General features: G+C 30.0%; 27 protein-coding genes, 5 tRNA genes, 1 riboswitch and 1 other annotated feature. Of the genes, 4 read left to right on the top strand and 28 right to left on the bottom strand.

What is annotated here, in order from left to right:
• Positions 1-7: 7 nt before the first annotated feature.
• The 4 genes from L1S47_RS14215 to L1S47_RS14200 all read right to left on the bottom strand — a co-directional run bounded on the left by L1S47_RS14215 (position 8) and on the right by L1S47_RS14200 (position 3,637).
• Positions 8-943: an ABC transporter ATP-binding protein gene (locus tag L1S47_RS14215; RefSeq protein ID WP_238884186.1), complete on the bottom strand. Its 936-nt coding sequence runs from the start codon at positions 941-943 to the stop codon at positions 8-10.
• A 97-nt stretch (positions 944-1,040) separates the two neighbouring features.
• Complete coding sequence (locus L1S47_RS14210; protein WP_238884185.1) at positions 1,041-1,661, bottom strand: response regulator transcription factor; 621 nt, start codon at positions 1,659-1,661, stop codon at positions 1,041-1,043.
• Positions 1,662-1,693: 32 nt separating this feature from the next.
• A complete protein-coding gene (locus tag L1S47_RS14205; RefSeq protein ID WP_238884184.1) occupies positions 1,694-2,812 on the bottom strand; it encodes a histidine kinase in 1,119 nt (372 codons plus the stop codon).
• 102 nt (positions 2,813-2,914) lie between these two features.
• Complete coding sequence (locus L1S47_RS14200) at positions 2,915-3,637, bottom strand: DUF3298 and DUF4163 domain-containing protein (protein WP_238884183.1); 723 nt, start codon at positions 3,635-3,637, stop codon at positions 2,915-2,917.
• A gap of 189 nt (positions 3,638-3,826) precedes the next feature.
• On the opposite strand from L1S47_RS14200, the gene L1S47_RS14195 reads away from it, so the two are divergent.
• Positions 3,827-4,726 (top strand): polysaccharide deacetylase family protein, encoded by a 900-nt coding sequence (locus L1S47_RS14195; RefSeq protein ID WP_238884182.1) that lies wholly within the window; start codon positions 3,827-3,829, stop codon positions 4,724-4,726.
• 41 nt (positions 4,727-4,767) lie between these two features.
• Here the strand turns inward: L1S47_RS14195 and L1S47_RS14190 are convergent, their stop codons facing one another.
• The 12 genes from L1S47_RS14190 to L1S47_RS14135 all read right to left on the bottom strand — a co-directional run bounded on the left by L1S47_RS14190 (position 4,768) and on the right by L1S47_RS14135 (position 12,852).
• Positions 4,768-5,151: a response regulator gene (locus L1S47_RS14190; RefSeq protein ID WP_238884181.1), complete on the bottom strand. Its 384-nt coding sequence runs from the start codon at positions 5,149-5,151 to the stop codon at positions 4,768-4,770.
• Positions 5,132-6,115: a cell wall metabolism sensor histidine kinase WalK gene (locus tag L1S47_RS14185; RefSeq protein ID WP_238884180.1), complete on the bottom strand. Its 984-nt coding sequence runs from the start codon at positions 6,113-6,115 to the stop codon at positions 5,132-5,134. Before L1S47_RS14185 ends, L1S47_RS14190 begins: the two co-directional genes overlap by 20 nt.
• A 185-nt stretch (positions 6,116-6,300) precedes the next feature.
• Entirely contained in the window at positions 6,301-6,618 is a 318-nt protein-coding gene (locus L1S47_RS14180) for a PTS lactose/cellobiose transporter subunit IIA (protein ID WP_238884179.1), read from the bottom strand.
• 21 nt (positions 6,619-6,639) lie between these two features.
• Positions 6,640-7,530 (bottom strand): ROK family protein, encoded by an 891-nt coding sequence (locus L1S47_RS14175; protein WP_238884178.1) that lies wholly within the window; start codon positions 7,528-7,530, stop codon positions 6,640-6,642.
• Between the two features lie 32 nt (positions 7,531-7,562).
• Positions 7,563-8,885, bottom strand: coding sequence for a PTS sugar transporter subunit IIC (locus L1S47_RS14170; RefSeq protein WP_238884177.1), 1,323 nt, complete (start codon positions 8,883-8,885; stop codon positions 7,563-7,565).
• Between the two features lie 77 nt (positions 8,886-8,962).
• On the bottom strand, positions 8,963-9,262 hold the full coding sequence (locus L1S47_RS14165) for a PTS sugar transporter subunit IIB (RefSeq protein WP_238884176.1): 300 nt from the start codon (positions 9,260-9,262) through the stop codon (positions 8,963-8,965).
• Between the two features lie 27 nt (positions 9,263-9,289).
• A complete protein-coding gene (locus tag L1S47_RS14160) occupies positions 9,290-10,726 on the bottom strand; it encodes a glycoside hydrolase family 1 protein (protein ID WP_238884175.1) in 1,437 nt (478 codons plus the stop codon).
• 138 nt (positions 10,727-10,864) lie between these two features.
• Entirely contained in the window at positions 10,865-11,602 is a 738-nt protein-coding gene (locus L1S47_RS14155; protein ID WP_202768857.1) for a MurR/RpiR family transcriptional regulator, read from the bottom strand.
• Between the two features lie 142 nt (positions 11,603-11,744).
• A tRNA-Lys gene (locus L1S47_RS14150) sits at positions 11,745-11,820 on the bottom strand.
• A 6-nt stretch (positions 11,821-11,826) separates the two neighbouring features.
• Positions 11,827-11,900 (bottom strand) — tRNA-Gly (locus tag L1S47_RS14145).
• An 88-nt stretch (positions 11,901-11,988) separates the two neighbouring features.
• Positions 11,989-12,063 (bottom strand) — tRNA-Gln (locus L1S47_RS14140).
• A 102-nt stretch (positions 12,064-12,165) separates the two neighbouring features.
• Positions 12,166-12,852 (bottom strand): hypothetical protein, encoded by a 687-nt coding sequence (locus tag L1S47_RS14135; protein ID WP_238884174.1) that lies wholly within the window; start codon positions 12,850-12,852, stop codon positions 12,166-12,168.
• A 174-nt stretch (positions 12,853-13,026) separates the two neighbouring features.
• On the opposite strand from L1S47_RS14135, the gene L1S47_RS14130 reads away from it, so the two are divergent.
• A complete protein-coding gene (locus tag L1S47_RS14130) occupies positions 13,027-13,431 on the top strand; it encodes an HNH endonuclease (RefSeq protein ID WP_238884173.1) in 405 nt (134 codons plus the stop codon).
• Positions 13,432-13,505: 74 nt separating this feature from the next.
• On the opposite strand, the gene L1S47_RS14125 is transcribed toward L1S47_RS14130, so the two are convergent.
• Positions 13,506-13,580 (bottom strand) — tRNA-Gly (locus L1S47_RS14125).
• Positions 13,581-13,587: 7 nt separating this feature from the next.
• Positions 13,588-13,671 (bottom strand) — tRNA-Leu (locus tag L1S47_RS14120).
• A 490-nt stretch (positions 13,672-14,161) separates the two neighbouring features.
• On the opposite strand from L1S47_RS14120, the gene L1S47_RS14115 reads away from it, so the two are divergent.
• Positions 14,162-14,425 (top strand): hypothetical protein, encoded by a 264-nt coding sequence (locus tag L1S47_RS14115; RefSeq protein WP_202768860.1) that lies wholly within the window; start codon positions 14,162-14,164, stop codon positions 14,423-14,425.
• Between the two features lie 55 nt (positions 14,426-14,480).
• Here the strand turns inward: L1S47_RS14115 and L1S47_RS14110 are convergent, their stop codons facing one another.
• Positions 14,481-15,257, bottom strand: a complete 777-nt coding sequence (locus L1S47_RS14110) for a hypothetical protein (protein ID WP_238884172.1) — start codon at positions 15,255-15,257, stop codon at positions 14,481-14,483.
• A gap of 141 nt (positions 15,258-15,398) precedes the next feature.
• Positions 15,399-15,603: a binding site (T-box leader), on the top strand.
• Between the two features lie 59 nt (positions 15,604-15,662).
• Here L1S47_RS14110 and thrS point away from each other — a divergent pair.
• Complete coding sequence (gene thrS, locus L1S47_RS14105; RefSeq protein WP_238884171.1) at positions 15,663-17,600, top strand: threonine--tRNA ligase; 1,938 nt, start codon at positions 15,663-15,665, stop codon at positions 17,598-17,600.
• Positions 17,601-17,641: 41 nt separating this feature from the next.
• On the opposite strand, the gene L1S47_RS14100 is transcribed toward thrS, so the two are convergent.
• The 9 genes from L1S47_RS14100 to L1S47_RS14060 all read right to left on the bottom strand — a co-directional run bounded on the left by L1S47_RS14100 (position 17,642) and on the right by L1S47_RS14060 (position 25,312).
• Complete coding sequence (locus L1S47_RS14100) at positions 17,642-18,853, bottom strand: homoserine dehydrogenase (protein ID WP_238884170.1); 1,212 nt, start codon at positions 18,851-18,853, stop codon at positions 17,642-17,644.
• Between the two features lie 54 nt (positions 18,854-18,907).
• The gene (locus tag L1S47_RS14095; protein WP_238884169.1) at positions 18,908-20,185 is read right to left on the bottom strand and encodes an O-acetylhomoserine aminocarboxypropyltransferase/cysteine synthase family protein; all 1,278 of its coding nucleotides are present in this window, start codon (positions 20,183-20,185) and stop codon (positions 18,908-18,910) included.
• A 157-nt stretch (positions 20,186-20,342) separates the two neighbouring features.
• A riboswitch (SAM riboswitch) is annotated at positions 20,343-20,476 on the bottom strand.
• Positions 20,477-20,567: 91 nt separating this feature from the next.
• The gene (locus L1S47_RS14090; protein WP_238884168.1) at positions 20,568-21,134 is read right to left on the bottom strand and encodes a 5-formyltetrahydrofolate cyclo-ligase; all 567 of its coding nucleotides are present in this window, start codon (positions 21,132-21,134) and stop codon (positions 20,568-20,570) included.
• 36 nt (positions 21,135-21,170) lie between these two features.
• Complete coding sequence (locus tag L1S47_RS14085; protein ID WP_238884167.1) at positions 21,171-21,830, bottom strand: ABC transporter ATP-binding protein; 660 nt, start codon at positions 21,828-21,830, stop codon at positions 21,171-21,173.
• A gap of 14 nt (positions 21,831-21,844) precedes the next feature.
• Positions 21,845-22,597, bottom strand: coding sequence for an ABC transporter permease (locus L1S47_RS14080; protein ID WP_238884166.1), 753 nt, complete (start codon positions 22,595-22,597; stop codon positions 21,845-21,847).
• Positions 22,572-23,552: an ABC transporter substrate-binding protein gene (locus L1S47_RS14075; protein ID WP_238884165.1), complete on the bottom strand. Its 981-nt coding sequence runs from the start codon at positions 23,550-23,552 to the stop codon at positions 22,572-22,574. Before L1S47_RS14075 ends, L1S47_RS14080 begins: the two co-directional genes overlap by 26 nt.
• Positions 23,553-23,756: 204 nt before the next feature.
• Positions 23,757-23,945 (bottom strand): EscE/YscE/SsaE family type III secretion system needle protein co-chaperone, encoded by a 189-nt coding sequence (locus L1S47_RS14070; RefSeq protein WP_202768869.1) that lies wholly within the window; start codon positions 23,943-23,945, stop codon positions 23,757-23,759.
• Between the two features lie 142 nt (positions 23,946-24,087).
• The gene (locus L1S47_RS14065; protein WP_238884164.1) at positions 24,088-24,357 is read right to left on the bottom strand and encodes a hypothetical protein; all 270 of its coding nucleotides are present in this window, start codon (positions 24,355-24,357) and stop codon (positions 24,088-24,090) included.
• Between the two features lie 82 nt (positions 24,358-24,439).
• Complete coding sequence (locus tag L1S47_RS14060) at positions 24,440-25,312, bottom strand: sugar nucleotide-binding protein (RefSeq protein ID WP_238884163.1); 873 nt, start codon at positions 25,310-25,312, stop codon at positions 24,440-24,442.
• Positions 25,313-25,360: the final 48 nt, after the last annotated feature.

Raw genomic sequence — 25,360 nt, 5'->3', positions numbered from 1 at the left:
ATCACCTCTAATCTCTTAAATTTCTTCCAGTTAAATTTAAAAATACAGTCTCAAGGTTAATATCTGTATATCCTATATTTCTAATTTTCACTTCTTTAGCAGTTAAATAATCAATAATTAAATTAAGATTACTTACTTCTCTAAGGGAATTTATATTTAGAACTTCATCCTTAATGATTAAACTTTTAACCCCTTTTATATTTAGTATTTCTTCCTTATCAATCTTTTTAATATCTGAAATCTCAACTTCTAAGTTTTGAGTATCTGAAACCATTGTAATTAACTCTTCTTGAGTTCCTTCTGCTATTATCTTTCCTTTATCCATTATGGAAATCCTATTACACAAGTTTTCAACCTCTTCCATATAGTGAGAAGTATATATAACCGTACATCCATCTTGATTTAATTTTTTAACTGATTCTAATATATGATTTCTGGATTGAGGATCTATTCCTACTGTAGGTTCATCCATAATTACAAGTTCAGGTTTATGAACTATCCCACATGCTATATTAAGCCTTCTCATCATTCCACCTGAGAAATTTTTAGCTTTATTCTTTCTATGCTCTAAAAGCCCAGTAAACTCTAATGCATATTCTACAGCTTCTTTTAGTGCTTTTCCTTTAAGTCCATATATTGATCCAAAAAACTCAATATTTTCTTCTGCTGATAGTTCCTTATAAATAGCCAAGTTTTGAGGAACTATTCCTATTTTCTTCTTTATTTCTTTCTCATGCTTTTTTTGATCTTTTCCAAAGATTTGTATCTCTCCACCATTACTCTTTAGAAGACCTATAATTATATTTATGGTTGTACTCTTTCCTGCACCATTAGGTCCTAATAGTCCAAATACTTCCCCCTTCTCTACCGATAGTGAAATATTATCTACTGCTAGAAAATTGCCATATCTCTTTTCTAAATTGTTTATATTTAAAATCTTCATTATATTCCCTCCTCTAACTTATATTTTAAGTATAATAAAAAACCTTCTACTTTCTTAGGGTAGAAGGTCACAACTTATATATGACTTTTGTCATTTTTTAAATACTTCCTTTTATATAATATATAGCAATTTGAGTTCTGTGGCTTAAATCTGTCTTATCTAGAATACTACTTATATAATTCTTTACAGTTCCTTCAGATATAAAGAGTTTTGCTGCTATCTCTTTGTTTGATAAGCCTTCAGAAATAGCTTCCATTATTTGAAGTTCCCTTTCTGTAAATAATTCTTTATTTATAGTTGCTTTCTTCTCTAATGAATCTTTTAATTTTTCTATTATTTCGCTACCATATACATGATTACCTGCCGCAACCATCTTTATTGATTGGATTATATCTTTTGGTGGTGTGCTCTTAAGCAAATAACCTGAAGCTCCATTTTTAATACCCTCTCTTATATATTCATCTTCATCAAAGGTAGTTAATATAATAATCTTGGTTTTTTTATTTTTAACTATTTCTTTTGTAGCTTCTACCCCATTTATTATTGGCATTCTAACATCTAGTAGCACAATATCTATTTCATTACTGCTACATACTTCTATAGCTTTTAAAGCATTATCACAGGTATCTACTACCTCAATTTCATTATCCATTTTTAAAATAATTTTTAGACTTTCTCTTATTAATGCATCATCATCAACAATTAATAACCGTATCATATTATCTCTCCCAAATTTACTTTTTTTACAATTTATATAGGCATTAATATGACTATTGAAAATCCACTTGATCCATCAAAAGTTATATTACCACCTAATTCCTGAACTCTTTGCTCCATACCAGCTATTCCTAAACCTTTTGTAATTATACTTGATCCAGTACCATTATCTTTTAGTTCTACTTTGAGCATTTTATTCATTACATGAATATTAACCCAAAAATCTTTTGCTTTAGAATACTTTATGGTATTAGTTAATGCCTCTTTTGTATTATCAATTATTACTTTCCATTGATTATAGTTTATGTTGTTTAGTTCTCCTTTAAAGTTTATATGACTATTAATTGAAGAATGCTTAAGTGCTCTATCTACTTCTAGCTTAAGTCTATTAATTCCTAATTCTTCTTTCAATGGCTTTATGTTTCGTAAAGTTATCCTTATATCTTCAATACCACTTCTTAGTACAGAAATAGTTCCTTCCAGTAACTTTTTAGACGCTTCTGTATCCTCCTCAATTATAGCTTTAGCCGCCTCTAACTGCATTAAACTCCCTGCAACTACATGTCCAATTTTATCATGCATTTGCTGCGATAGCTTATTCCTTTCTTCAAGTTGTGTTGCGTATAACACTTGTTCTTCAAAATCCTTAGAATTCTCTACTAATTTATTATAATAAGTTAAGTTTTTTCTAAGTTCTCTATTTTCTTTTTCTAAACTATCTGTCTTCTCTAAATAACTTTTAATTATACTTAGAGAGGCATATGTAATAAATAGAAGAAGATAGAATAAAAACTTATTCTCTTTTGTAATTCCAGTTCCTAAAATACTTATTAAAATCATCGACCCATACTTAACTAATTCATTAAATTCAAATAATTCTGAGATAATTTGTGAACCAAGGATTATAAAGATTGGATTGATTTTATACAACATATAAATTACTATTACTTCAAAAAATATAAATAATATTTTTAATGCTTGCCTATCTAAAAGATAGAAGCCTATTGAGAAGCAGAAATAGATTAGTAAATAAAAGATAATTATTCTATTAAACTGATCTCTATTAAATTTTATACTAATAATTAATGCATATAATGCAACTAATGCCCTAAAAAAAATCGAAGAATAATTAAAAGTTTTGATTTTCTCCACCTCCTTCTTTGCATAATTATGCTCTTGTTTTTATTATACTTGAATTATTACAATAAGTGGTATAAAAAGTAAAAAAGTCATAGAAACCCATGACTTTCTCGTTTATTTTAATCCATCTTTTAAAAGTTCATAAGGAATATTAAACGTAGGTATTCCATACACATATGGTGCAATATCATATAACTGAAAATATACTTCAATTCCTTTTTGTCCTATTGTAAACCTTTGATCATCACTTATTCCCTTAAATGCCTTTCCTTCTTCAAAGAAGTTATCCTTATCTTTTTGTATCTGTTTGGTTATTTCATTATTTATAACTTTCTTGTAATCATATCCTTCTATAAACAAATCTTTTAATTCAATTGATTTCTTATCTTTTATATTAAAATTATAAGTTTTTCTTGTAGTAATTCCATGTGCTCCCCCAGTATACTGATAAAAATCTATATAATAACTTAAATATGGACATCTGTTTAGTGTGATTTTATAATTGCTTGCAACCTCAAATGGCCTAATCTCAGATAAATTATTTTTTTTCATATCTTCTTTATATTTTACAGATAAATCTTTTAAATCTGATATCCACACTTCAATATCATTATTCAAATCATTATTAATGCTACTAATAAATTCATTTTTCTCATCTACTAAATATGGATACTTTAATTCCCCTTTTATCATCTCTTCATCTATTTTTTTAAGCTCCTCTCTAAACTTAACAACCTGACATCCCGGAGAATTATCCACAGCTTTTTCCACAGCACTCACTTTAATACAACTTAACATAAACAGACAAATTATGCTAATTACTCCTATTTTCTTCATTTTTCTACCTCCTCAAAAATATTATTAACATATTATTTGTTTCTATTTGTCTATTATTAACATACTAATTAACAACTTATACACATATAATCCACAGTTTTTGTGAATAACTATTAATATCTTTATAAACTTTATTTAATATGCTTTCCTTGCTATAATATAATTATGTAAAACTAAGGGGGATTCACAATGAAAAACAAGCGAAACATTTTAAAAGTTATTATTGTGTTATTAATAATTGATGTTGCATTATGTGTTTATGGATTCATAAATTCAAATAATTCTAAAAAATCTTCTACGGCAACTCTTTCAGATAACGTTAATACAACTGCTAAAACAACTATCGATACAACAATAACTTCTCCGGCAAAAGAGGAACCTACAAAAGAAGAACCAGTAAAAAAAGATCGATTTGAAGGGAAAAAATTAGTTGTTCCTAAGGAAATTCCTGTTTTATGCTATCATGCTTTTGGTGATGATAAGTCAGACTTATTCGTAACTGCTGCAAAGTTTAGAGAACAACTAGAATACTTAAAAAATAAAGGTTATTTTACATTAAATATTGATGAATTTAGTGATTATATATTAAATAAAAAACCTGTTCCTGAAAAATCAGTTTTAATCACTATTGATGACGGTTATCTTAACAATTATCAAATAGCATATCCTATTTTAAAAGAATTAGGTATGAACGCAACTATTTTTATAATAACATCTGGGGTAGGAGACAATGGTTATTATATGACCTCTGCTCAATTAGTTGAAATGTCTCAGAATGGTATTGACATTGGTTCTCATACTACAAACCATCAAGAACTTGACAAACTTAGTTATGCTGAACAGCTAAAAATAGCAAAAGACTCTAAAGCTGATTTGGAAAAAATTATTGGTAAGCCAATTAACACTTTTTGTTATCCATTCGGTAAATATAATCAAGATACAAAGAAAGCTGCAAAAGATGCTGGATACTCTATATCCTTTAATCTAGGTGGAGGAACAGCAGATTTAAATGATAATCCAGAAAATATTGATAGAGTTGCAGTTCTTGGCAAATATGACATGAATAAATTTGTATCATTATTAAAATAAAAAATATAAGAGGATAAAAAGATTCCTATCTTTTTATCCTCTTATTGATTATCTCTTTTAATTCCTTCTATTATTTTTGTTGTTTTATCCAAAATAAAATCAGGATCGAAAGGTTTAGTTATATATAAATCTATATTATACATTTCAGCTCTTCTTATATCCATTTCAGAACCTTTTGCCGTAAGTAATATTACCCTCATGTTATCATACTCTTTATGTGTGTGTATAATCTCTAAAACTTCATATCCATCAAATTCTGGCATCATCACGTCAAGAAAAACAATCTCTGGATTTTCTTCTGAAATTGCATGTAAAGCTTCTTCTCCATTACTGGCAAAAAGTAAATCAATTCCTTCTATATCCTCCAATGTTTGTTCCATTAGCATTCTAATAGGAAGCTCATCATCAGCTACTAATACTTTCATTTCCTAATGCATCTCCTTTATATATGGGTAAAGTAAAATAGAAACGACTTCCTTTTCCTTCTTGGCTAGTCACTCCAATAGTTCCCCCTTGAAGTTCTACAAGATTTCTACTTATATATAGCCCTAAGCCAGTGCCCTTGGGTTTATTTCCATCTCCATTTTCAACTTGTTTAAATTTCTCAAATATAACACCTAAATATTTTTCATCAATTCCAACCCCATTATCAATTACACTAACCTCTATAAATTCATCATTAAGTTGTTTTGCCTTCACATTAATTTTTCCACCTATTGGTGTGAACTTAAGACTATTACTTATTAGATTAATAATTATTTGCAATATTTTTTCTTCATCTCCCCAGACATTTTGAATTCCTACTTCTATGTCCTCTTCTACTTCTATTTCTTTTTCTTGCGCTAGGGAGTAAGTAGCTAATATTCCTTTTACTATTGTTTGTCCTATAACTAAGGACTCTCTTCTTAACATTTCATTTCCCGACTCAATTTTTGTAATATCTAGAATATTTTCTATCATAGAAGAAAGTCTCTCTGCTTCAGTAATAATAATATCCAGATTAACTTTTATTAGTTCTTTATTATAGTATATTTTTTCATCTAAAAATTCATTTTTTTCTAATTCAGGAACTATAAATTTCAAAAACTTTTTTCTTATAATCTTTGTAAAGCCTAGTATAGATGTAAGAGGAGTTCTCAATTCGTGAGATATTAATGATAGAAAATCATTTTTAATATTATCTAATTTTTTATATTTTTCCTCTTCATATAGGTACTTTTCATGTAATAAATTTATCTCTCTTATTAACTTTTCATTTTCTCTTTGTAATTTTCTTATCCCTTTTAATAAATATAACATAATAGAAATTATAAATACACACATCAAAAGTGTAATTAGTGTATTTAATCCATTATTAATTTTTATATTTAAAGCATCTAATAGCATCATATATACCATCCTATTATCCTTACTTTTGTTTATATAATATAATATATTATTATATACCCTACTATATTTATCGTAATAGTAGTTAAAAACTTAAAAGGTATCCTGAACCTTAAAATATTGTAAATTCTTACAGAGTAAAAAAAAATCCAACCTAAGGTTGGATTTTTTGTGCTAAGTATATTATTTTATTTATTTCCCTTTAAATCATTATACATTTCTATCATTTCTTTAACTAATTCTTTAATAGTCTCTGCACTTAGCATTTGGTCTTCTGCATGCATTAATATAAGAGAAAACTCTACTTTTTCACCTGATGCTTCTTTTTGTATTAATTCAGCATGAGAGTGATGAGCTTCAACCATATATCCATCTGCTTCTTTTAATTTATCAGCTGCTAATTCTTTATTTCCACTTCTAACTTCTCTTAATGCCTCAACAGCTAATGACTTAGCCATACCAACATTACTTATAATATTAAATGCAATTAATTCCATTGGATCCATATTTATTACCTCTTTTCCTAATTATTTTATAACTTTTAAATGGTGATATAATGCTCCGATTAATCCTGCGTCATTTTTTAGTAAACAAGCTTCTACTTTAATTCTATGTCCAAGATCACTTAGTCCAGTAACTCTCCAACTTAATTCATTAATTAAGTCTTCTCTTTGACTTACTGCTCCACCTATCAAGATCTTGTCGGGATTTAAAACATAATATAAATTATGAATTCCAACTGCTAAATGATCATAAAATTTATTTATTTCCAGTTTAGCAATAGGATCTCCATTTTCCATAGCGTTAAATACATCTATTCCTGTCACTTTTTCTAATGGAAGTTTTTTAGCCTTTGCATATTCTTCTCTAAGACTAAGTATAGCGCCAGATCTGCTTAATGTACACTCTGAAGGAACATTATTGTTTATTCCATGTGTGATCATATAACCAAATTCTCCAGCCATATATGTAGCACCTCTATAAAGATCTCCATTTAAGAAGCATGCTCCACCTATACCTGTACCAATTGTCATACATAAGAAGTTATCCTCATCCTTTGCGCTACCCTTCCACTTTTCTGCTAAAGCTACACAATTTACATCATTTTCTCCAGAAACAGGAATGTTCAATTCCTTTTCTAAATATTCCTTTATATTAAAATCATTAAAGTCTGGAATAGCTCCTCCCACTTCGATATATCCAGTAAAGCAATTAACAAAACCAGGGATGCTTAACGCGATCCCTGATATTTGTATATTCTTAAATTCATTATAAATTCTTATAATATTATCTAATATTGCCTTACCATTAAATCTATCAGTAGGAGTTTTACCTTTTTCTAAGATTTCCCCTTCTTCAGTAAGTAAACCATACTTAAGATCGGTTCCACCTATATCAAAGCACAAATAATTTTTCAATGGTATCTCCCCCTGAAGCTATCTAATAGTTATTAAGCTTGAGCTTGAGCTTGTTGTTCTCTTTCAGCAGTCTTATTAGCTGCTATAACGAATGGAGTGTAAACAAGTGTAGCTGCTGCTAAACATACTAGACCTATTAATAATGCTACCCAGTTTCCGCCTGTTCCTAAGAATGCTATTAATGGTCCTGGAGTAGTCCAAGGAACTCCATAAGCGATTGGTGGAATAATTCCTGCTTGAATAGCTGAATAACCTATAACTATATTTATAACTGGTGCTAATACGAATGGTATTACTAGTATAGGATTTAATACAACTGGTAAACCAAATATGATTGGTTCGTTGATGTTGAATAATCCTGGTGCAACTGATAATTTAATAATATCTTTGTAATCAGCTCTCTTAGAGAATATGAATACAGCTATTATTAATCCTAGTGTACATCCTGATCCACCATAGTTAGCGAATGCATCGTTAACTGCCCATGTAGCATGATATGGTGCACCCCAAGCTGTTCCATGTTCGTTAACCCATTTTAAGTTAGCTTGGCCTGCTTCAGCAAATAGTGGTTCTCTGATTGCAGCAACTGTGTTTGGTCCGTGAATACCTAAGATCCATAAGAAGTTAGATACTATAGCAAATACTATTATTGAACCAACGTTATTACTTAAAGCTGTTAATGGTTGTTGTAATACTTTATAAATTAATGCGTTAATTCCATCTGGATATGCTCTAGTAATTACATAGTTAACTACTGCAAATGCAACTGTTACAATAACTATTGGAATTAAGATTACGAATGCTCTTGCAACTGCTGGTGGTACTTCTGGTGGTAATTTTATCTTTAACTTTTCTGACATAGAAAGTCTAGTTACTATTTCACCAACTAAAAGACCTACTATTAAAGCAACGAATAAACCTTGTGGTCCTAAATATTGATTTCTTAGGTAACCAACACCTTCAATAGTTACAGAATTAGGATAAAGTATAAAGTATACTGAAATTGCAGTTAAACCTGCTAATAAGTCATCACCCTTCATATTTAAAGCAAGGTTTCTACCTATAAGGAAAACTATCATAATTGCTAGTATATTAGTAGAACCGTTTAATACTGGTGATAATACTGCTTGAGCAGCACTTAAATTAGGAAAAATGTCTCCTAAATGAAGAATTTTAGCTATAAATCCGTCTGGTGCTAATATTGCGAAGTTAATTAATACTATTAATGAACCCGCCATTGTTATTGGAAATGTTAAAATAAATGCGTCACGTATTGCGATTACGTGTCTTTGTGCATTAAGTTTAGTAGCAATTGGAACTAATAATCTTTCCATTACTGCTTCTAGTTTATTCAAATTAATCCCCTCCATCAGTTTTTGATTAAATTAATTTTTACCCAAATTAATTTTTACCCATTTTTAAGATTTAATTTTTAGATTTTTGTTAATGCATTTTCTAAAACAGCTTTTCCATTCATTGTTCCATATAATCTCATGTCAATTACTTCAACAGGAATTCTTCCTCTAACTAAAGCATCAACTTGAGGTTTTTGGAAACGAACTTGTGGTCCAAGAAGAACCATATCAACTTGATCTACAAGTTTGCTAGCTTCTGAAACTGGCAATGCTGTTATCTCTACTTCCACCCCCTTTTCTTTTGCAGCGTCTAACATTTTATTAACTAGTAGACTTGTGGACATACCTGCTGCGCATACAAGTAAAATCTTTTTCATATAAAGGACCCCTTTCAAATATGTTAATTATAATTGCTGCCCATTTGATTTGATAACATTACTGTACCATTCAAAACTCTTTTTCTTAATTCTTCTTAATTCCTTTTCATCATTTTCATCTCTATCAACATACACAAAGCCATAACGTTTTTGATATCCGTTAAGCCAGCTTAATAGATCTGTAAATGACCAAGTACAGTAACCAATTAATTCAACGCCATCTGTTATGGCACCTTGGCAAGCTTCAATATGCTTTTTTAAGTATTCTATTCTATAGTCATCGTTTATTACATCGTTTCCTTCTAACTTATCAAATTCACCTAATCCATTTTCTGTTATTAACATAGGTAATTTGTATCTATTTGAGATTCTTCTCATTCCTACTCTTAACCCTTGAGGATCTATTTCCCAATCCCAATTTGTTGCTTCTAGGAATTCATTTCTCTTTGTCTTAAATGCTCCTGGCACTCCACTCTCAGCTGTAGTTCCTTTTTTACCTGAGTTGTTCATTTGAACATCTCCAACTCCATCTAAAGGATTTACTTCTACTGTAGTAGTTCTATAGTAGTTAATTCCCATAAAGTCTGGTTTTCCAGCTTTAAGTATCTCTATATCACCAGGTTCAATAGTTGGCGCTACACCTTCTTTTTCTAGAAGGTTCCACGCTATCTTAGGATATTCACCCCAAACGTATACATCTAGCCACCAATAATTTGTAAGTTCTTCTGCATTTTCTGCTGCTAATACATCTTCTGGTTTTGGGCTATGTGGATAAATTGGTGAAAAAGCAAAACTTGGACCAATTTTACCATCTGGAACGTATTTTCTAAATGATGCTATTGCTTTAGCACTAGCTAAACTAGCATTATGATTTGCTTGATACATTCTCTTTCTATCCCTAACCTTAGGTGGGTGTAATTCTCTTTCATAACCATGAGTTATAAATACATTTTGTTCATTAAGAGTTACCCAGTATTTAACCCTGTCTCCAAATCTTTTATATAATGTTATACAATATTCATTGAAGTCATCAATTATTCTTCTTGACTCCCAGCCACCATATTGATCTTGTAACCCTTGTGGTACATCCCAATGATATATTGTAATTATTGGTTCTATTTTATGAGCTATTAATTCATTAATTAAGTTATCATAAAACTCTAAACCCTTTTCATTAACTTGTCCGTTTCCTTCTGGATAGATACGACTCCAAGCGATTGAAAACCTATACGCTTTTAGGCCCATTTCAGCCATTAAAGCCACATCTTCTTTGTATCTGTGATAATGATCAACAGCTACATCTCCATTTGTGTTCTTATAAGTTGTTCCGGGAATTCTAACGTATTTGTCCCAAACTGATGGGCCTTTACCATCTTCATTCCATGCTCCTTCTACTTGATAAGCTGCGGATGCCGATCCCCATAGGAAACCTTGTTGAAATTCATCAAGCTTTCTGTATATCATGCTATATCGCCTCCCCTCATAAACTATAGTATTCGTTTCCATAAACTCTGTAAATAGTTTCGGGGCACTAAAAAACGTATATTGCTTCTTGTAACTTGTTACGTAAAAAAAACAAGCTGTTTTTATTCCTTTAGAATTCTATTTCTTCTCATTTTGAGCTAAGTTAAATACTCGCTTTGCCAAGGTTTCAATAATATACATTACTGGCAATTGTGTAGTTATATCATAATATTTATAAGTTTGATATTGTGCATAATAAGTTATTGTTACATCAGACATTTGAGCTAGGGTTGAGTTCTTACTATTTGTAATACTTATAATCTTCCAATTGTTGCTTTTTAGCCTCGACGCATGACTAATTATAGTTGGAGTTTCTCCTGAAACTGATAATACTATAGCCAAGCTTTTCTCCTTTACTTCTCCTGTTACCGGATAAAAAGGATCTGATATAGAAGATGATAATTTATTTAATGAGGAAAAGTAATGAGCTCCATAAGCTGCTATACCACCTGAATTTCCTATACCGATAAATAGCACTTCTGCCGAATCATGTATTATGCTACACGCTTTATTCATAAGTTCATCAAAGTCCTTTGATGATGCTCTATTTAAAAATTCCAAAAATACGGTTTTATCGTCGTTTAAGATTTGTTTTTCTTGTTCTTCTAAAAACATTTTTAATTTAACCTTAAATTCTGAAAATCCATTACAATCCATTTTTTTGCAAAATCTTAATATTGTAGTGGTGGATACATGTACCTCCTTTGCTAAATCCCTTATTCTCATATATATTACTTTTTCAGAATTTTTAACTACATAATTATATAGCAAAAACTCTAATTCATTTAAACTTTGTATTTCTTCTGGACTAAACATATCGTTTCACTCTCCACTTCTACTTAGAAAAATGTCTTCATATATCAATTTTAACATATATTATATTTAATCCACAATTATTTGTTTTTTTTGTTTTTTTATATAACAAAAAAAGACCTCGAATTTAATTTCGAGATCTTTTTGGTGCACCATCACGGGTTCGAACCGGGGACACCCTGATTAAGAGTCAGGTGCTCTACCAACTGAGCTAATGGTGCATATTATGGAGCGGGTGATGAGAATCGAACTCACGTAACTAGCTTGGAAGGCTAGGGCTCTACCATTGAGCTACACCCGCATTTTGAACACAAGAATCATTATATAATATACATTATGACTTGTCAACATCTATACAAAATTAATATGTAGATTAAATAAAAGTTACTTGGCTGGGGTAGTAGGATTCGAACCTACGAATAACGGAGTCAGAGTCCGTTGCCTTACCGCTTGGCGATACCCCAAAAATCAGTGCGTCTCTTACTTATCAAAGAAGTATTAGACGCACTTACAAATCTCATTATATTAATTGTGGTTTATATTGTCAATACTATTGGCCATTGCCACTATAAAATTTCTGTAAGCTTTCTTGAAAGTATATTTTTCAATTTCTTTTCACATTCTGAGTCTTCTGATGCCATTAAGCATATCTTTCTAAACCCTTCTTGATCTACACCTAACTCCTTCTCAAACTTTTCCCCTATGCTTGTCATATTCGTGGTATCGATTACAAAATCGGCCAACTCTTTAGGATTCGAGAAAATTTTCAAATACAAAAACTCTGTATTATCTCCTAACCATGTCTTGTTAAAATCTCTAGTAAATTTCTTTAACTCTGTAAGAATTTCTTCATTAGAAAGGTCCCAACACTTTTTCACCATAGACAAATGTCTTTTCATATTGTTTGCTTCTGTTTTGGATATTTTGTTATTTTTAATAGCTAGCGTTATTATCTCCTCAGTGTACCTATTAGATATATCTATTGAAGGCTTATCATTTCCTTTTCCACAAAATGCCCATTTATAAAAAGCTTCTTGTAAAAAGGAATATTCAATATAACCTACCAAAAACTTAATTGAAGGTATTGGCATCCATAGATTTTCTATACCAGTGTTTTTGCAAAATATCAAACTATGAAGATATACTGTCTTGTTTGTGATTGGCTCTTCTAAGAACATGCGCCCCCTAAGTGTTTTACTTCGTGTTATTTGTTCTTTCCAGTAATCACTTGAATTGTAAGCTTGCCTCATCATACCACCCTCTTCTTACATTTATTTACATCTTAATTATACAGTATTTTTTACCCTATATCAAGTTAATCCTAAATTTTTCTTCAATAAATTGGATTCCTCATATAATTGAACTTTTATAATTATTATCATATAATAATATTATAAAATACATTATTTTAAGGAGGAATAACATTATTGTATTATTGTGAGATTTGTGGTAAAAAAGCTGATATTCATCACATTATTCACAGAAGTCAAGGTGGACTAGATTTCCCGCTAAATTATAAATATCTATGTCAAGAACATCATCGCGGCAAGAATGGACCTCATAAATGTCCCGAAATAGATTTAAAATATAAGTTAGAACTCCAAAGTAAATTATTAACTTTACTTCATAAAAAATATTATACTACTCAGGAGCTCTACTCTATATTAAGTATAACTAATAACTCACTTAAAAGATTAACTAAGAAAATGAAACTCTATAAAGAAGGTTATCTAAAAGATGATATAATTTTTTGTTTAATGGGTGATTACTTTTACACTTATGAAATGTTAGAAGATCTAAAATTAGAACATTTAGTATTAAAACTATCATAGTAATTATAATAGTAATTAATCTGTAAATATAATTTAAATATAAAAAAAGAACAGCTTAAATGCTGTTCTTTTTTTGGAGCGGAAGACGGGATTCGAACCCGCAACTTTCACCTTGGCAAGGTGACACTCTACCATTGAGTCACTTCCGCATATATTTGGTGCAGGTGAAGGGAGTCGAACCCCCACGCCGTAGGCGCTAGATCCTAAGTCTAGTGCGTCTGCCAATTCCGCCACACCTGCATCACATATAATATTATACAACTATTCTATATAAAATCAATATATTTTTCACTTATTGCAATATTAATAATATTTTACATCAAAATAGAAGAGGGGCACGTACGCCCCTCTTCTATTCAACTAAAATAAAGTTATCTTAACCTTATTAATCAACACTTTTCTTTTGTATCTCTAAATCTTTATATGCAAATACATATATTTTTCATTTGTTTATTATCTTATAATCTTTAGTTTGCTTTTACTTTTGTATTTCATTTAATTTATCTTTCGCCTATTATTATTTTACATTTTTCTCTTTAAATCGTCAATTATTATTGTGGTTTTTATGTGATTTTTATTCTTTTTTTATGTTTTAATATATTTACTTAACATTTCGCCAAAAATCTTTTCTTTTTATTGCTAATTTTTTTCTAAAAAAATTAATTTTTGTTCATCAATTTAGACATTAAATAATATATTATATATGGTAAAAATTTAACAGGAGGTAAAAATGAATTTAGACGAACTATTATTAGCTGAAGCAAAACTAGCATTAAAGGAAGTGAAGAAAAATTATACATTTTTCTCAACAATAAATTTACTTGAACAAATTACCGGTACACCTTTTTCTCCTACTTCCTCAGCTAGCAATGTAGGTTTTTCTGGTTTTTTAAGCATTTATCAAAAAGAACTTGGAATTAAGTATTGGGATACTCAGTTATCTGTTATCGATGAAAAAGATATCTATAATCCTATTTGGACTATAGATAATTAAGATTTCAACATGTATAATTAAAATAACTAGTAATTTACAAGCTTTATATTACTAGTTATTTTAATTCAATTGATTTAACTCCACTTCTCTCTTCTATCTTTTTCATATATTTATAATCATCTTGAGAGGTTATGTTATAAAGAATATTCTTACTACTCCATTTCTCACCATCCTTAAACACAATTACAAACCTGTGCCCATCCCAAGCGAATTTTTCAATTATATATGCTATATCATCATACTGATAATTCTTCTGTATTAATGTATTGTATTCATTTAACTGTATTCTATCACTTCCAAATTCTGAAAAATAAGAAAATCCAAATAGAACGTATATGAAAAATATGCAAATTAAAAATCTACACACTATCTTATATACAACATTTTTATATATATTTTTCAAAATCATACTTTTTATGGATAGACAGCCTTTACGAGCAAAAATATAAATTACCAATTCTTCATAATCTCCTAATAAAATAGCTTTAAAGATTTTTTTAGCTAAAATAACAGACAAAGGCACTGAAACTACAATAGCTGGCAAAATCCAATATTCTATCCTTATACTATAAATAATATCCGCTGATGAAAATAACTTACTGCTAGCCATTTTAAAACTGATAAATACTATAAAGCTATTTATTACAATTAACACTATCATAAGAAGTTTAAATATAAGATACCTACTCTTATACTTTTCCTCTAATTCTTCATAACCATAGTTTTTTTTAAACTCTGGCAATTCTAATACAACTGTACGCCTATAATATACAAGAAGAGCAAAGAATAATGCTGATATCGTTATCGCCATTAACCATCTTAAAAAGAGCATTTAGTATCCTCCAAGCATTCTATGTTCTATTATATGAGTACTTAGACAAAAGAGTACATTTTTATAATTTCTAAAATTGTTTTACTTCTCCCTTCTATTGACATATATAATTTTTATAATTATAATGATAAAAAACAATTAATTAACACGTTGAAGAGAAGAGTAAGCTTTATAATATTTTCAGAGAGAAAATACAATTGGTGTGAGTATTTTTAAATTGACTTTAGCTGAAGACCACCTCTGAGTGACTCTAATAAAGTCCGTAAGATCACGTTACGATTATTCTAAAGCGGCTATTTTTTAGCAATTTGGGTGGAACCACGGGAATTATACTCTCGTCCCTTTTATTTATTTAGGGATGGGAGTTTTTTTATTTTTATACAAATTTTGAAAGGAGATCTTATTATGGTTAAGATTACACTAAAAGATGGATCCTTAAAAGAATTTCAAGAGGGTCTTTCAGTTTACGAAATTGCAAAATCTATAAGTGAAGGTTTAGCAAGAGTTGCATGTTGTGGAATCGTCAATGGAAATGTTGTTGACCTACGTCATGAAATCAATTCAGATTGCGAGCTTTCTATTTGCACATTTGATTCTCAAGAAGGAAAGGCTGCTTTTAGACACACAACATCACATATATTAGCTCAAGCAGTTAAAAGATTATATCCTAATGTTAAACTTGCTATTGGTCCTTCAATTGAAAATGGATTCTATTATGATTTTGATAAAGAAAATAATTTCTCTCAAGATGATTTAGATAAAATTGAAAAAGAAATGAGCAAAATAGCAAAAGAAGATTTACAAATAGAGAGATTCGAACTTCCTAGAGCAGAAGCTTTAAAATTAATGGAAGAGAAAAATGAACCATACAAGGTAGAATTAATAAATGATTTACCAGAGGATTCTATAATTTCTTTCTATAAGCAAGGTGAATTTGTAGATTTATGTGCAGGTCCTCATTTAATGTCTACTAAGACAATAAAGGCTATAAAAATCCTTAGATCTGCTGGTGCTTACTGGAGAGGTGATGAAAAAAATAAGATGCTTTCTAGAGTATACGGAACATCTTTCACTAAAAAATCTGATTTAGATGCTCACCTTGAAGCACTTGAAGAAGCAAAGAGAAGGGATCATAATAAACTTGGTAGAGAACTTGGTTTATTCACTACTAATGAGAGAGTTGGTCAAGGACTTCCACTATTAATGCCTAAGGGTGCTAAAATTGTTCAAATTCTTCAAAGATGGATTGAAGATGAAGAAGAAAAAAGAGGTTATGTATTAACAAAAACTCCACTTATGGCTAAAAGCGATCTTTATAAAGTTTCAGGACACTGGGATCATTATAAAGAAGGTATGTTTGTTCTTGGAGATGAGGAAAAGGATGATGAGGTTTTTGCTTTAAGACCAATGACTTGCCCGTTCCAATACACTATTTATAATGCTGAACAACATAGCTATAGAGATCTTCCTATTAGATATGCTGAAACTTCTACTCTATTTAGAAATGAAGCTTCTGGTGAAATGCACGGTTTAATAAGAGTAAGACAATTCACTTTAGCTGATGGTCACTTAGTAGTTAGACCTGATCAATTAGAAGAAGAATTCAAAGGTGTTGTAGATTTAATAAAATATGTTATGACTACTTTAGGCATCCAAGATGATATCACTTATAGATTTTCTAAGTGGGATCCAAACAACAAAGAAAAATATATTGATAATCCAACTGCTTGGGAAGAAACTCAAAATATAATGAGAGATATTCTTAATCATCTTCAAATAGACTACACTGAGGCTGATGATGAAGCTGCTTTCTATGGGCCAAAGCTTGATATTCAATTCAAAAACGTTCATGGTAAAGAAGACACTATCATAACTGTTCAAATTGATTTTGCTCTTGCAGAAAGATTTGGAATGACTTATGTAGATAAAGATGGTAACAAGAAACTTCCATTTATAATTCATAGAAGTTCAATAGGTTGTTATGAAAGAACTTTAGCTATGTTAATAGAAAAATATGCTGGTGCTCTACCAACTTGGTTATCTCCAGTTCAAGCTAAGATACTTCCTATTTCTGATAAATATAACGATTATGCTGATGAAGTTGCTAAAAACTTAAGAGATAAAGGTATAAGAGTTGAGGCTGATTATAGAGCTGAAAAAATAGGTTATAAAATAAGAGAAGCTAGACTTGAAAGAGTTCCATACATCCTAATTGTTGGAGAAAAAGAAGAAGCAAATAAAGAAGTTTCTGTTAGAAGTAGAAAAAATGGAGAAGAGGGTGCTATTTCTTTAGAAGAGTTCAAGGTTAGAATAGTTAAAGAAGTAGATGAAAAAAGCATTTAATTCCATTATTAGAAAAGAAGAGACATGTGTCTCTTCTTTTTTTATGATACTTTGGGAAGTCTAGTATATGAATTTATTTTCCCTTCTTTAATTAATGTATTTAATAGCTTAATAATTTCTACTTCACTTTCTATTTCTAAGTAAAATGCTATTTCATCTTTTCTTTCACCAACTAATTGAGCTTTATTAAACTTCTCCCTAACAGCCTTTATGGCACTTCTCTTATCATTAGTTTTCATTCTTATAAGTAGTGAAGATTTGTCATAAGTCGTTTCCTTTATAATCACTTCTTCTTCATATTTTGTAGGGAGTTCCCCTCTTCCCTTTATTATATCTAAAATATCACTATATACAGCTGACGCAGTAGGTAACATTCCTGCACCTTTTCCAGTAAAGCTTACATCCCCAACTGCATCACCATGAAAAATAACTCCATTTACTTCATCATTTATTTGTGAGAATAAACTATCACCATCAATCAGTGCTGGTTCTACTGATGCATATACTTCATTTCTAACTTTTTTACTTACCGCAATTAACTTTATCTGATAACCAAGCTCCTTAGCATATATAAAGTCCTGTCTTTCTAATTCAGTAATTCCTTTGGTATTTATATCTTTCCAAGATATCTTTTTCTTGTAGGCTAAGGTTGATAATATTGCTAATTTTCTAGCTGCATCATATCCCATAACATCTGACTCTGGATTAGCTTCTGCAAATCCTTGCTTTTGAGCCTCTCTTAATGCTTTACTATAGCATAGGTTTTCTCTACTCATCTTAGTTAATATAAAATTTGTAGTTCCATTCAATATACCTGTTATGCTTTTTATTTCATTTCCTTCCAAAGATTCAAGCAAAGGCTTAAGTAATGGGATGCCTCCGCCTACTGAAGCTTCGAATTTTAGATTTACATCTTTTCTTCTTGCAAGGTCAATTAGCTTTCCCCCATACTCAGCTATTAAATCCTTATTTGCAGTTACAACATTTCGCCCTAAGCTTAAAGCCCTTTTCACAAATTCATATGCTGGATTTATTCCACCCATCACCTCAACAACTATATCAGTTTCTTTGCTAAAAAATTCTTCTGTATCTGCTGTTAGAATCTCACTAAATTTTTTATTTTTATGCTTTTCAAGGTTTCTTACCAAAATAGATACTACTTCTATATTCTCTAATTTATCTTTATTCTTTTCTAATAATTCAATTAATCCTGTTCCTACCACTCCATATCCTAATAAAGATATCCTAACCATTATAATATAGCCCTCCGTACAATTACTTATATAAAACGTTCATTTTTATAGAAATTATAGTGAATTTAAAGCCTGCTCAAAATCTCTTATTAAATCCTCAGTATCTTCAATACCAACAGAGATTCTTAAAAGATCTGGACTTACTCCACTTGCCTTTTGCTCCTCCTCTGAAAGCTGAGCATGAGTTGTACTTGCAGGGTGTAAAATATAAGTTCTTGCATCTCCTAAATTAACAACTAGTGTTGCAATTTCTAAGTTTTTGATAAGCTTCTTCCCTTCTTCTACTCCTCCTTTAATACCAAATGTAAGTACTCCACTCGCTCCACCCTTAAGGTATTTTTGAGCTCTTTCATATTGGGAGTTTCCCTCTAAGTATGGATAGTTAACCCAAGCAACTTTCGGATGAGCTCCTAAAAATTCTGCTAACTTTAGTGCATTTAAGGAATGTCTTTCCATTCTTAAATGTAGAGTTTCTAGTCCTAAATTAGTTAAAAATGCATTAAACGGGCTAGGTGACGCCCCTAAATCTCTTAATAACGTTACTCTTGCCTTAACTGCATATGCAGCCTTTCCAAAGGCTTCAATATATTTTATACCATGATAACTTGAATCAGGTTCTGTGAATTCTGGAAATTTTCCATTTGCCCAATCAAAATTTCCTCCATCTACTATAATTCCCCCAACTGCAACAGCATGACCATCTGAATATTTAGTTGTAGAGTGAACAACTACATTAGCTCCAAATTCAAAAGGATTGCACAAATATGGTGATGGTACTGTATTATCTACAATTAATGGTACCCCTATTTTTTTAGCTACTCTAGAAAACTTATCTAAATCTAATATATTCAAACCTGGATTCCCTATTATTTCTCCATATATAGCTTTTGTATTCTCTTTTGCTAAGGCTAGTATTTCCTCTTCACTTGCTTCAGTATCTACAAATGTGACTTCAATACCGAATTTTCTTAAGTTAATATTGAATAAATTAAATGTTCCTCCATAAAGAGCTGATGTTGATATAATATGGTCTCCTGCCTTGGCTATATTGGCTATTGCATAAAATATAGCTGCTTGGCCCGATGAGGTTGCTACTGCTGCAACTCCTCCTTGTAGTGCCGCATACTTTTCTTCATAGGCAGCTATAGTTGGATTACTTATTCTAGTATAAAGATGCCCTTCAGCTTCTAACCCGAATAGTTTTGCAACATGATCAGGATCTCCTTGTTGATAGCTAGTACTTTGAAATATTGGTAAAACTCTTGGTTCACCTGGATTCGGCTTATACCCTCCTTGTACCGCAATTGTTCCCAAACTAAAATTTTTACTCATTAAAAAAAGCCCCCTTTTTATTATCAGGTGGCCTCTTACCAAACATAAACAACTATCATCGTTACTGCTGCTTATCTTATAATAAAAAAGCTATTTCTACTATAAGATAAGTAGAAATAGCTAATAGAGCATAGTTAAATACGCAAAATTACTCTTTCTCTTATCTATCAGGATAACCAGAAATCAACTAAAAATTTCTGTACCTGCAGGATTTAGCACAATTCTAACTTAATGAATGTTAGCTGTTGCTAGGTTTCATAGGGCCAGTCCCTCCACCATTCTTGATAAAAGACCATCGATTATTTAATTAATTATATTATAATGGTAAAAAAATAAAATGCAACTATTTTTTTGAAAAATATTGCATTTCTATATTAATTATTTATAGAGTTTTACAATCAATTATTTCGTTCTCCGTGATAATATAATTAACTTTAATATCAAAGCTTTCTTGAGGTAATTCTTCTAAAACTTGAAGTGAAAATGCAAGTACTACTTTAGGAATATTTGGATTAGCTTTTTCTAAAAACTTATCATAATATCCTCCACCATAGCCTATTCTTTCCCCATTCTTTGTAAATGCTACTCCTGGCATTATTATTAAATCTAACTCTTCATCAAGTTCCTCATTAGATTCAGGTTCTAATATCCCCCAAAATCCAGGTTTCAATTCATCTATAGATTTTATTCTAATTACTTTCATTTCTTTATTTTTATTATCGATCTTAGGAACATAAACTCTTTTATTTTTTTCTAAAGCATCCTTGATTAAATTCATTGTATCAACTTCGTTTCCAAAACCCACAAAAATAAAAATACTGTTTGATAAATTATATAAATTAAAATTCACTAAAAATTCTTTAATTTTAATGTCGTATATTTTTTTTATGTCTGCATCAAGTAAATCTCTTATTTTAATTATATTTTCTCTAATTAGTTTTTTCTCCATAATTCAATCCTCATCTTTATGCTATTACGTGTTTAATTAGTCCTTTTCAACTATTTCTAGTATTTCTTTTTTAGATATGTTACTATTCACTTTTCTTTTAATTTTAGTTGGCTTATCAGTTAATATATAAATTTCATCTCCAAGTTCTAAGCATTCATCTATGTCATGAGTTACAAAAATCACAGTCTTTTTTTCTTCACTTTGGATAGTTTTAAAATCTCTTATAAGTTTATTTTTATTTTTAATATCTAGGGTTTTAAATGGCTCATCCATGATAATTATTTCTCCACCATAAGATAGTGCCCTTGCAAGACTAACTCTTTGTTTCATTCCCCCACTTAACTCTTTAGGATAGAAATTTAAATATTTATCTATCCCCATCATGGAAGTATACTTATAAATTAATTCTTTTCGCTCTTCTATTTTATACTTCTTTTTAAGAACAATTTCTATATTATCCTTAGTTTTAAGCCAAGGTATTAATCTATCTTCTTGAAAAACGAAACTTATTTCCTTTTCATCAAAGCCAGATACATTTCCCTGGTAATCCTTATCTATCCCAGAAATTATATTTAACAACGTACTTTTTCCACAGCCAGATGGTCCTAATATACATGTAATCTTTCCTTCTTGAAACTTCATAGAAATATCATCTAAGACTCGTAAATTGCCAAATTCTTTTATTACGTTTTCCAAATAAAAATCAACCATTAATTAAAAGTCCTCCATCTTTTAGTCATTAGTTTAATTATAGATTCTATAAATAAAACAAAAACAACTAAAATTACTATCCAACTAAAAACACCTGCAGTATTTAACTGCATTTTTTCCATTTGAATACTTGTCCCAACTCCATAGTTAGGTTGTCCTAGCACTTCCCCACCTATAACCATTTTTAAACATAATCCTATCACGGATGAAAGTACCCCAAAAACGCTTTTAGCCATACTTGGAATATAAATATATCTAATACTATCTGTTATTCCTACCTTGTACACCTTTGTCATAGAAATTACGCTCTTATCTATATCAACAATTCCTTGAATAACGGCTTCATAAATAACTGGAAATACAACGATTGAAGCAAGTAAAATAGGTGCCTTTTCATTTGTAAGCCAAATTAGAGCGAGTACAATTATTGCCATAGTAGGGACAGTCTCTAAAAGTGCCATGGTAGGCTGTAATATCTCAAGTATTTTCTTATTTAAAGCTGCAATTATTCCTACAATTGAAGCAAAAATTAAAGAAATTACAAATCCCAATATACACCTTTGTAATGTTGCCATTAATGTATAAATAAATGACTTATCACTAACTATAATCTCTAATGAATCTAGAGTTTCCCTTGGAGAAGGTAATATAATTGGATTGCTTAATATATTACTAACAATCCACCATACTAATATTAGTAATGCCGTTCCAATTAGCATATATTTTTTATTCTTTATAATATGCATTATCATCTGGTATTTTTTCTCCTATTGTCTTTGGCGCATTTTCCATTAGCACCTTAAAATAAATATCATAATCTTTCTTTAAAGTCTCTGCATCTGAAAATTTAATATTTGCTCTTTTTAATGCTTGAGATAAGTCTTCCTTTTTAACACCGATTCCTAGTTCCTCAACATAATCTCCTAGTTCCTTTGGATTAGTATTAACCCACTCACAGCTTTCTTTATATAAATCAATAAATTTATCAACTGAAGTTTTATTATCCTTTGCTACTTGATTTTTTACTATTAAGGAACTTTGAGGATACCCATTTTCTGAGGAATTTAATTTTTTCCACTCTTCATTTAAATCAAGCAATATTTTAGTGTCTGATTTTTTCTTTAATATTGTTGTAAGCATTGGTTCTGGTACTACGGCTGTTTTAACTTTTCCTGTTAAAAAATTTGGAGCAAGTTCTGTAGAACCGTTAAGATAATTAAATTTAACATCACTATCTGCATTCAGTCCTTTTTCCTTCAAGATATATCTTAATACTATATCTGGAGTAAGCCCTTTACCTATTGTTGTTAATTCTTTGCCTCTTAAATCTGAAATATTATTAATATTTTCATCTGTAATTGCAAAGAATGACCCCCAGGTTCCACCTGCTGCAATTTTATAGCCCAGCTTTTTGTTATAAGCCTGGGCTGCCAAATTAGATGGAACTATCGCAATATCCGCATCTTCAGATAATATTTTTGAAGTTAAACTATCTGTTGTTTTTTCTATAGTAAATTGAATATTAACATTTTTATCAAGAGTCTTTGTTTCCTTTAAAAGCTTACTCATAGATAAAGCTGGAATTCCATCTGGAACTACCACCTTTAAAGTGACTTGCTCTTTATTTGTCTTATCCTTTTTTCCACAAGCTACAAAAGTTGTTGTAGCAACTAATACACTTAATGCGATAAAAATAGCTTTTTTCATCCTGTGTCCTCCTAAAAATAAAAAAGATAATCCTAATTTATATCAAGTTGTAATTTTTATATCAAGTTCATTATATCATACTTTTATGAAATATACTGGTAATTAAGTAACTTGTACACAGAGAATCTTTACTTTACCATATTCAAAAAATTTATAAATTAAAAGAGCATTCTCACTTTTTGAGATGCTCTTCTAAATCTACGCTTATGATTCTTTATATGTATTTATTGTATCTTGAGCTTTAGTTAAAGCTCCATCAACTGCATTAAATGTATCTTGTATTTTTGTTCTATTCTCTGGTTTTTCAACACTTTGCAATGCATCTTGTAAACAAGTCCTAGCATTTTGTAAGTCTTTTAAAGAAGATTGAATGTGTTCTTTTGCATTTTTCATTTTTTATCCCTCCGTTAAAATATAATTATGTTGTAAATACAATATTATTATTCTCAAAGAAAGGTTAATAATACTATGCAATAATTAGTTATTTATATATAAAATGAAGGTGTGAAATTTCTTCACACCTTCTAATGTATCACTATTTACCTGCTAATTTCCCATTGGAACCCTTGGCCTTCTTAATATAATATATAGCAGCCTTTATTACCCCAATTGCTATAAGTAAAATTCCTGCTCCAGCGGCAACAGATAATGAATCCTTATTCATACCTTTTCCACCGTAGTATACAATAATACCTAAACATATATATAGAAGAGCTGGCGCTTTAGTTTTTGAATTATCAGGTTCCTCTTCTTTTATTATTTCTTCATTAGCACGTTCTTTCTTGGTTCTACTTTTTTTACCCATGTTTTACCCCCATCTAATAGACATAATCTTCATCAAGATTATTATATCACAGCAAATTAGAAGTAAATACGAGTTTTAAAAATTATTTTTTTAGAATAAGACTATAGTCTTTTAAACATTGATTTATCCCCTCAATAGTAGTTGAAAAAACTAATCCATTCTCTTTTGCTTTGCTTGTATCTAATCTAACATCTCTTGGAGCATCTTTATACTTTTCTACATCTTCTACTAATACTTCATCTATTCTATTTTCTAAACCCATTTCCTTTAGTATATGCTTAACTACTTCATATCTGCTTAGATTGTTTTCACTTCCTAAATGGTAAGTACCATAAGGAATCTTAAATAACTTATTAACATTCTCTAGCATTTCATCAACATAAGTCATACCTCTAAATTCTCTTTGGGAAGCATATATTTTTTCACCCTTTAATAAGCTTGTTACAGTTTCCCAAATTATATTAGAAGCTATATTTCTTTTTTTATCTGGCATTCCCATAAGCCAAGTAAACCTTACAACCCATAATTCATCTAAGATTTCTTTCAGTAATCCTTCAGCTTCAAGCTTGTTTTGTCCATATACAGTATCAGGAATTGCCTTGTGCTCTTCATTATATGGACCCTCTTCCGGATTTCCATTAAATACTTGCTCTGAACTTATAAATACTAATTTTGCCCCAACTTCTTTACATGCTTTTCCTACATTTATAGCTCCTTCAACATTTATCTTATGCGCTTTTTCAGGATGTTTATTGCAAAAATCTGTAACTGCTATAGCTGCAGCATGTATTACATAATTTGGTCTTTCTTTTTTAAATAATTCAAATACCTTCTTTTCATCTGTTATATCTAATTCCTCTATATCTGGAGATAAAATATTGTATTGATCTTTAAACCTTTCAGCAAATCTACTTGCAAAGAATCCTGTTCCTCCAGTTAATAAAATCTTTTCCATTGTATCCCTCCATTTTATTATCATTTATTATTGTTTGTTATTGTTTAA

Origin of the sequence: Clostridium sp. YIM B02551, from assembly GCF_022324735.1 — a bacterium.
Classification (GTDB): Bacteria; Bacillota; Clostridia; order Clostridiales; family Clostridiaceae; genus Clostridium_T; species Clostridium_T paridis.
Note: the sequence above shows the minus strand (reverse complement) of the source record. Positions and strands in the feature narration are given on the sequence as shown.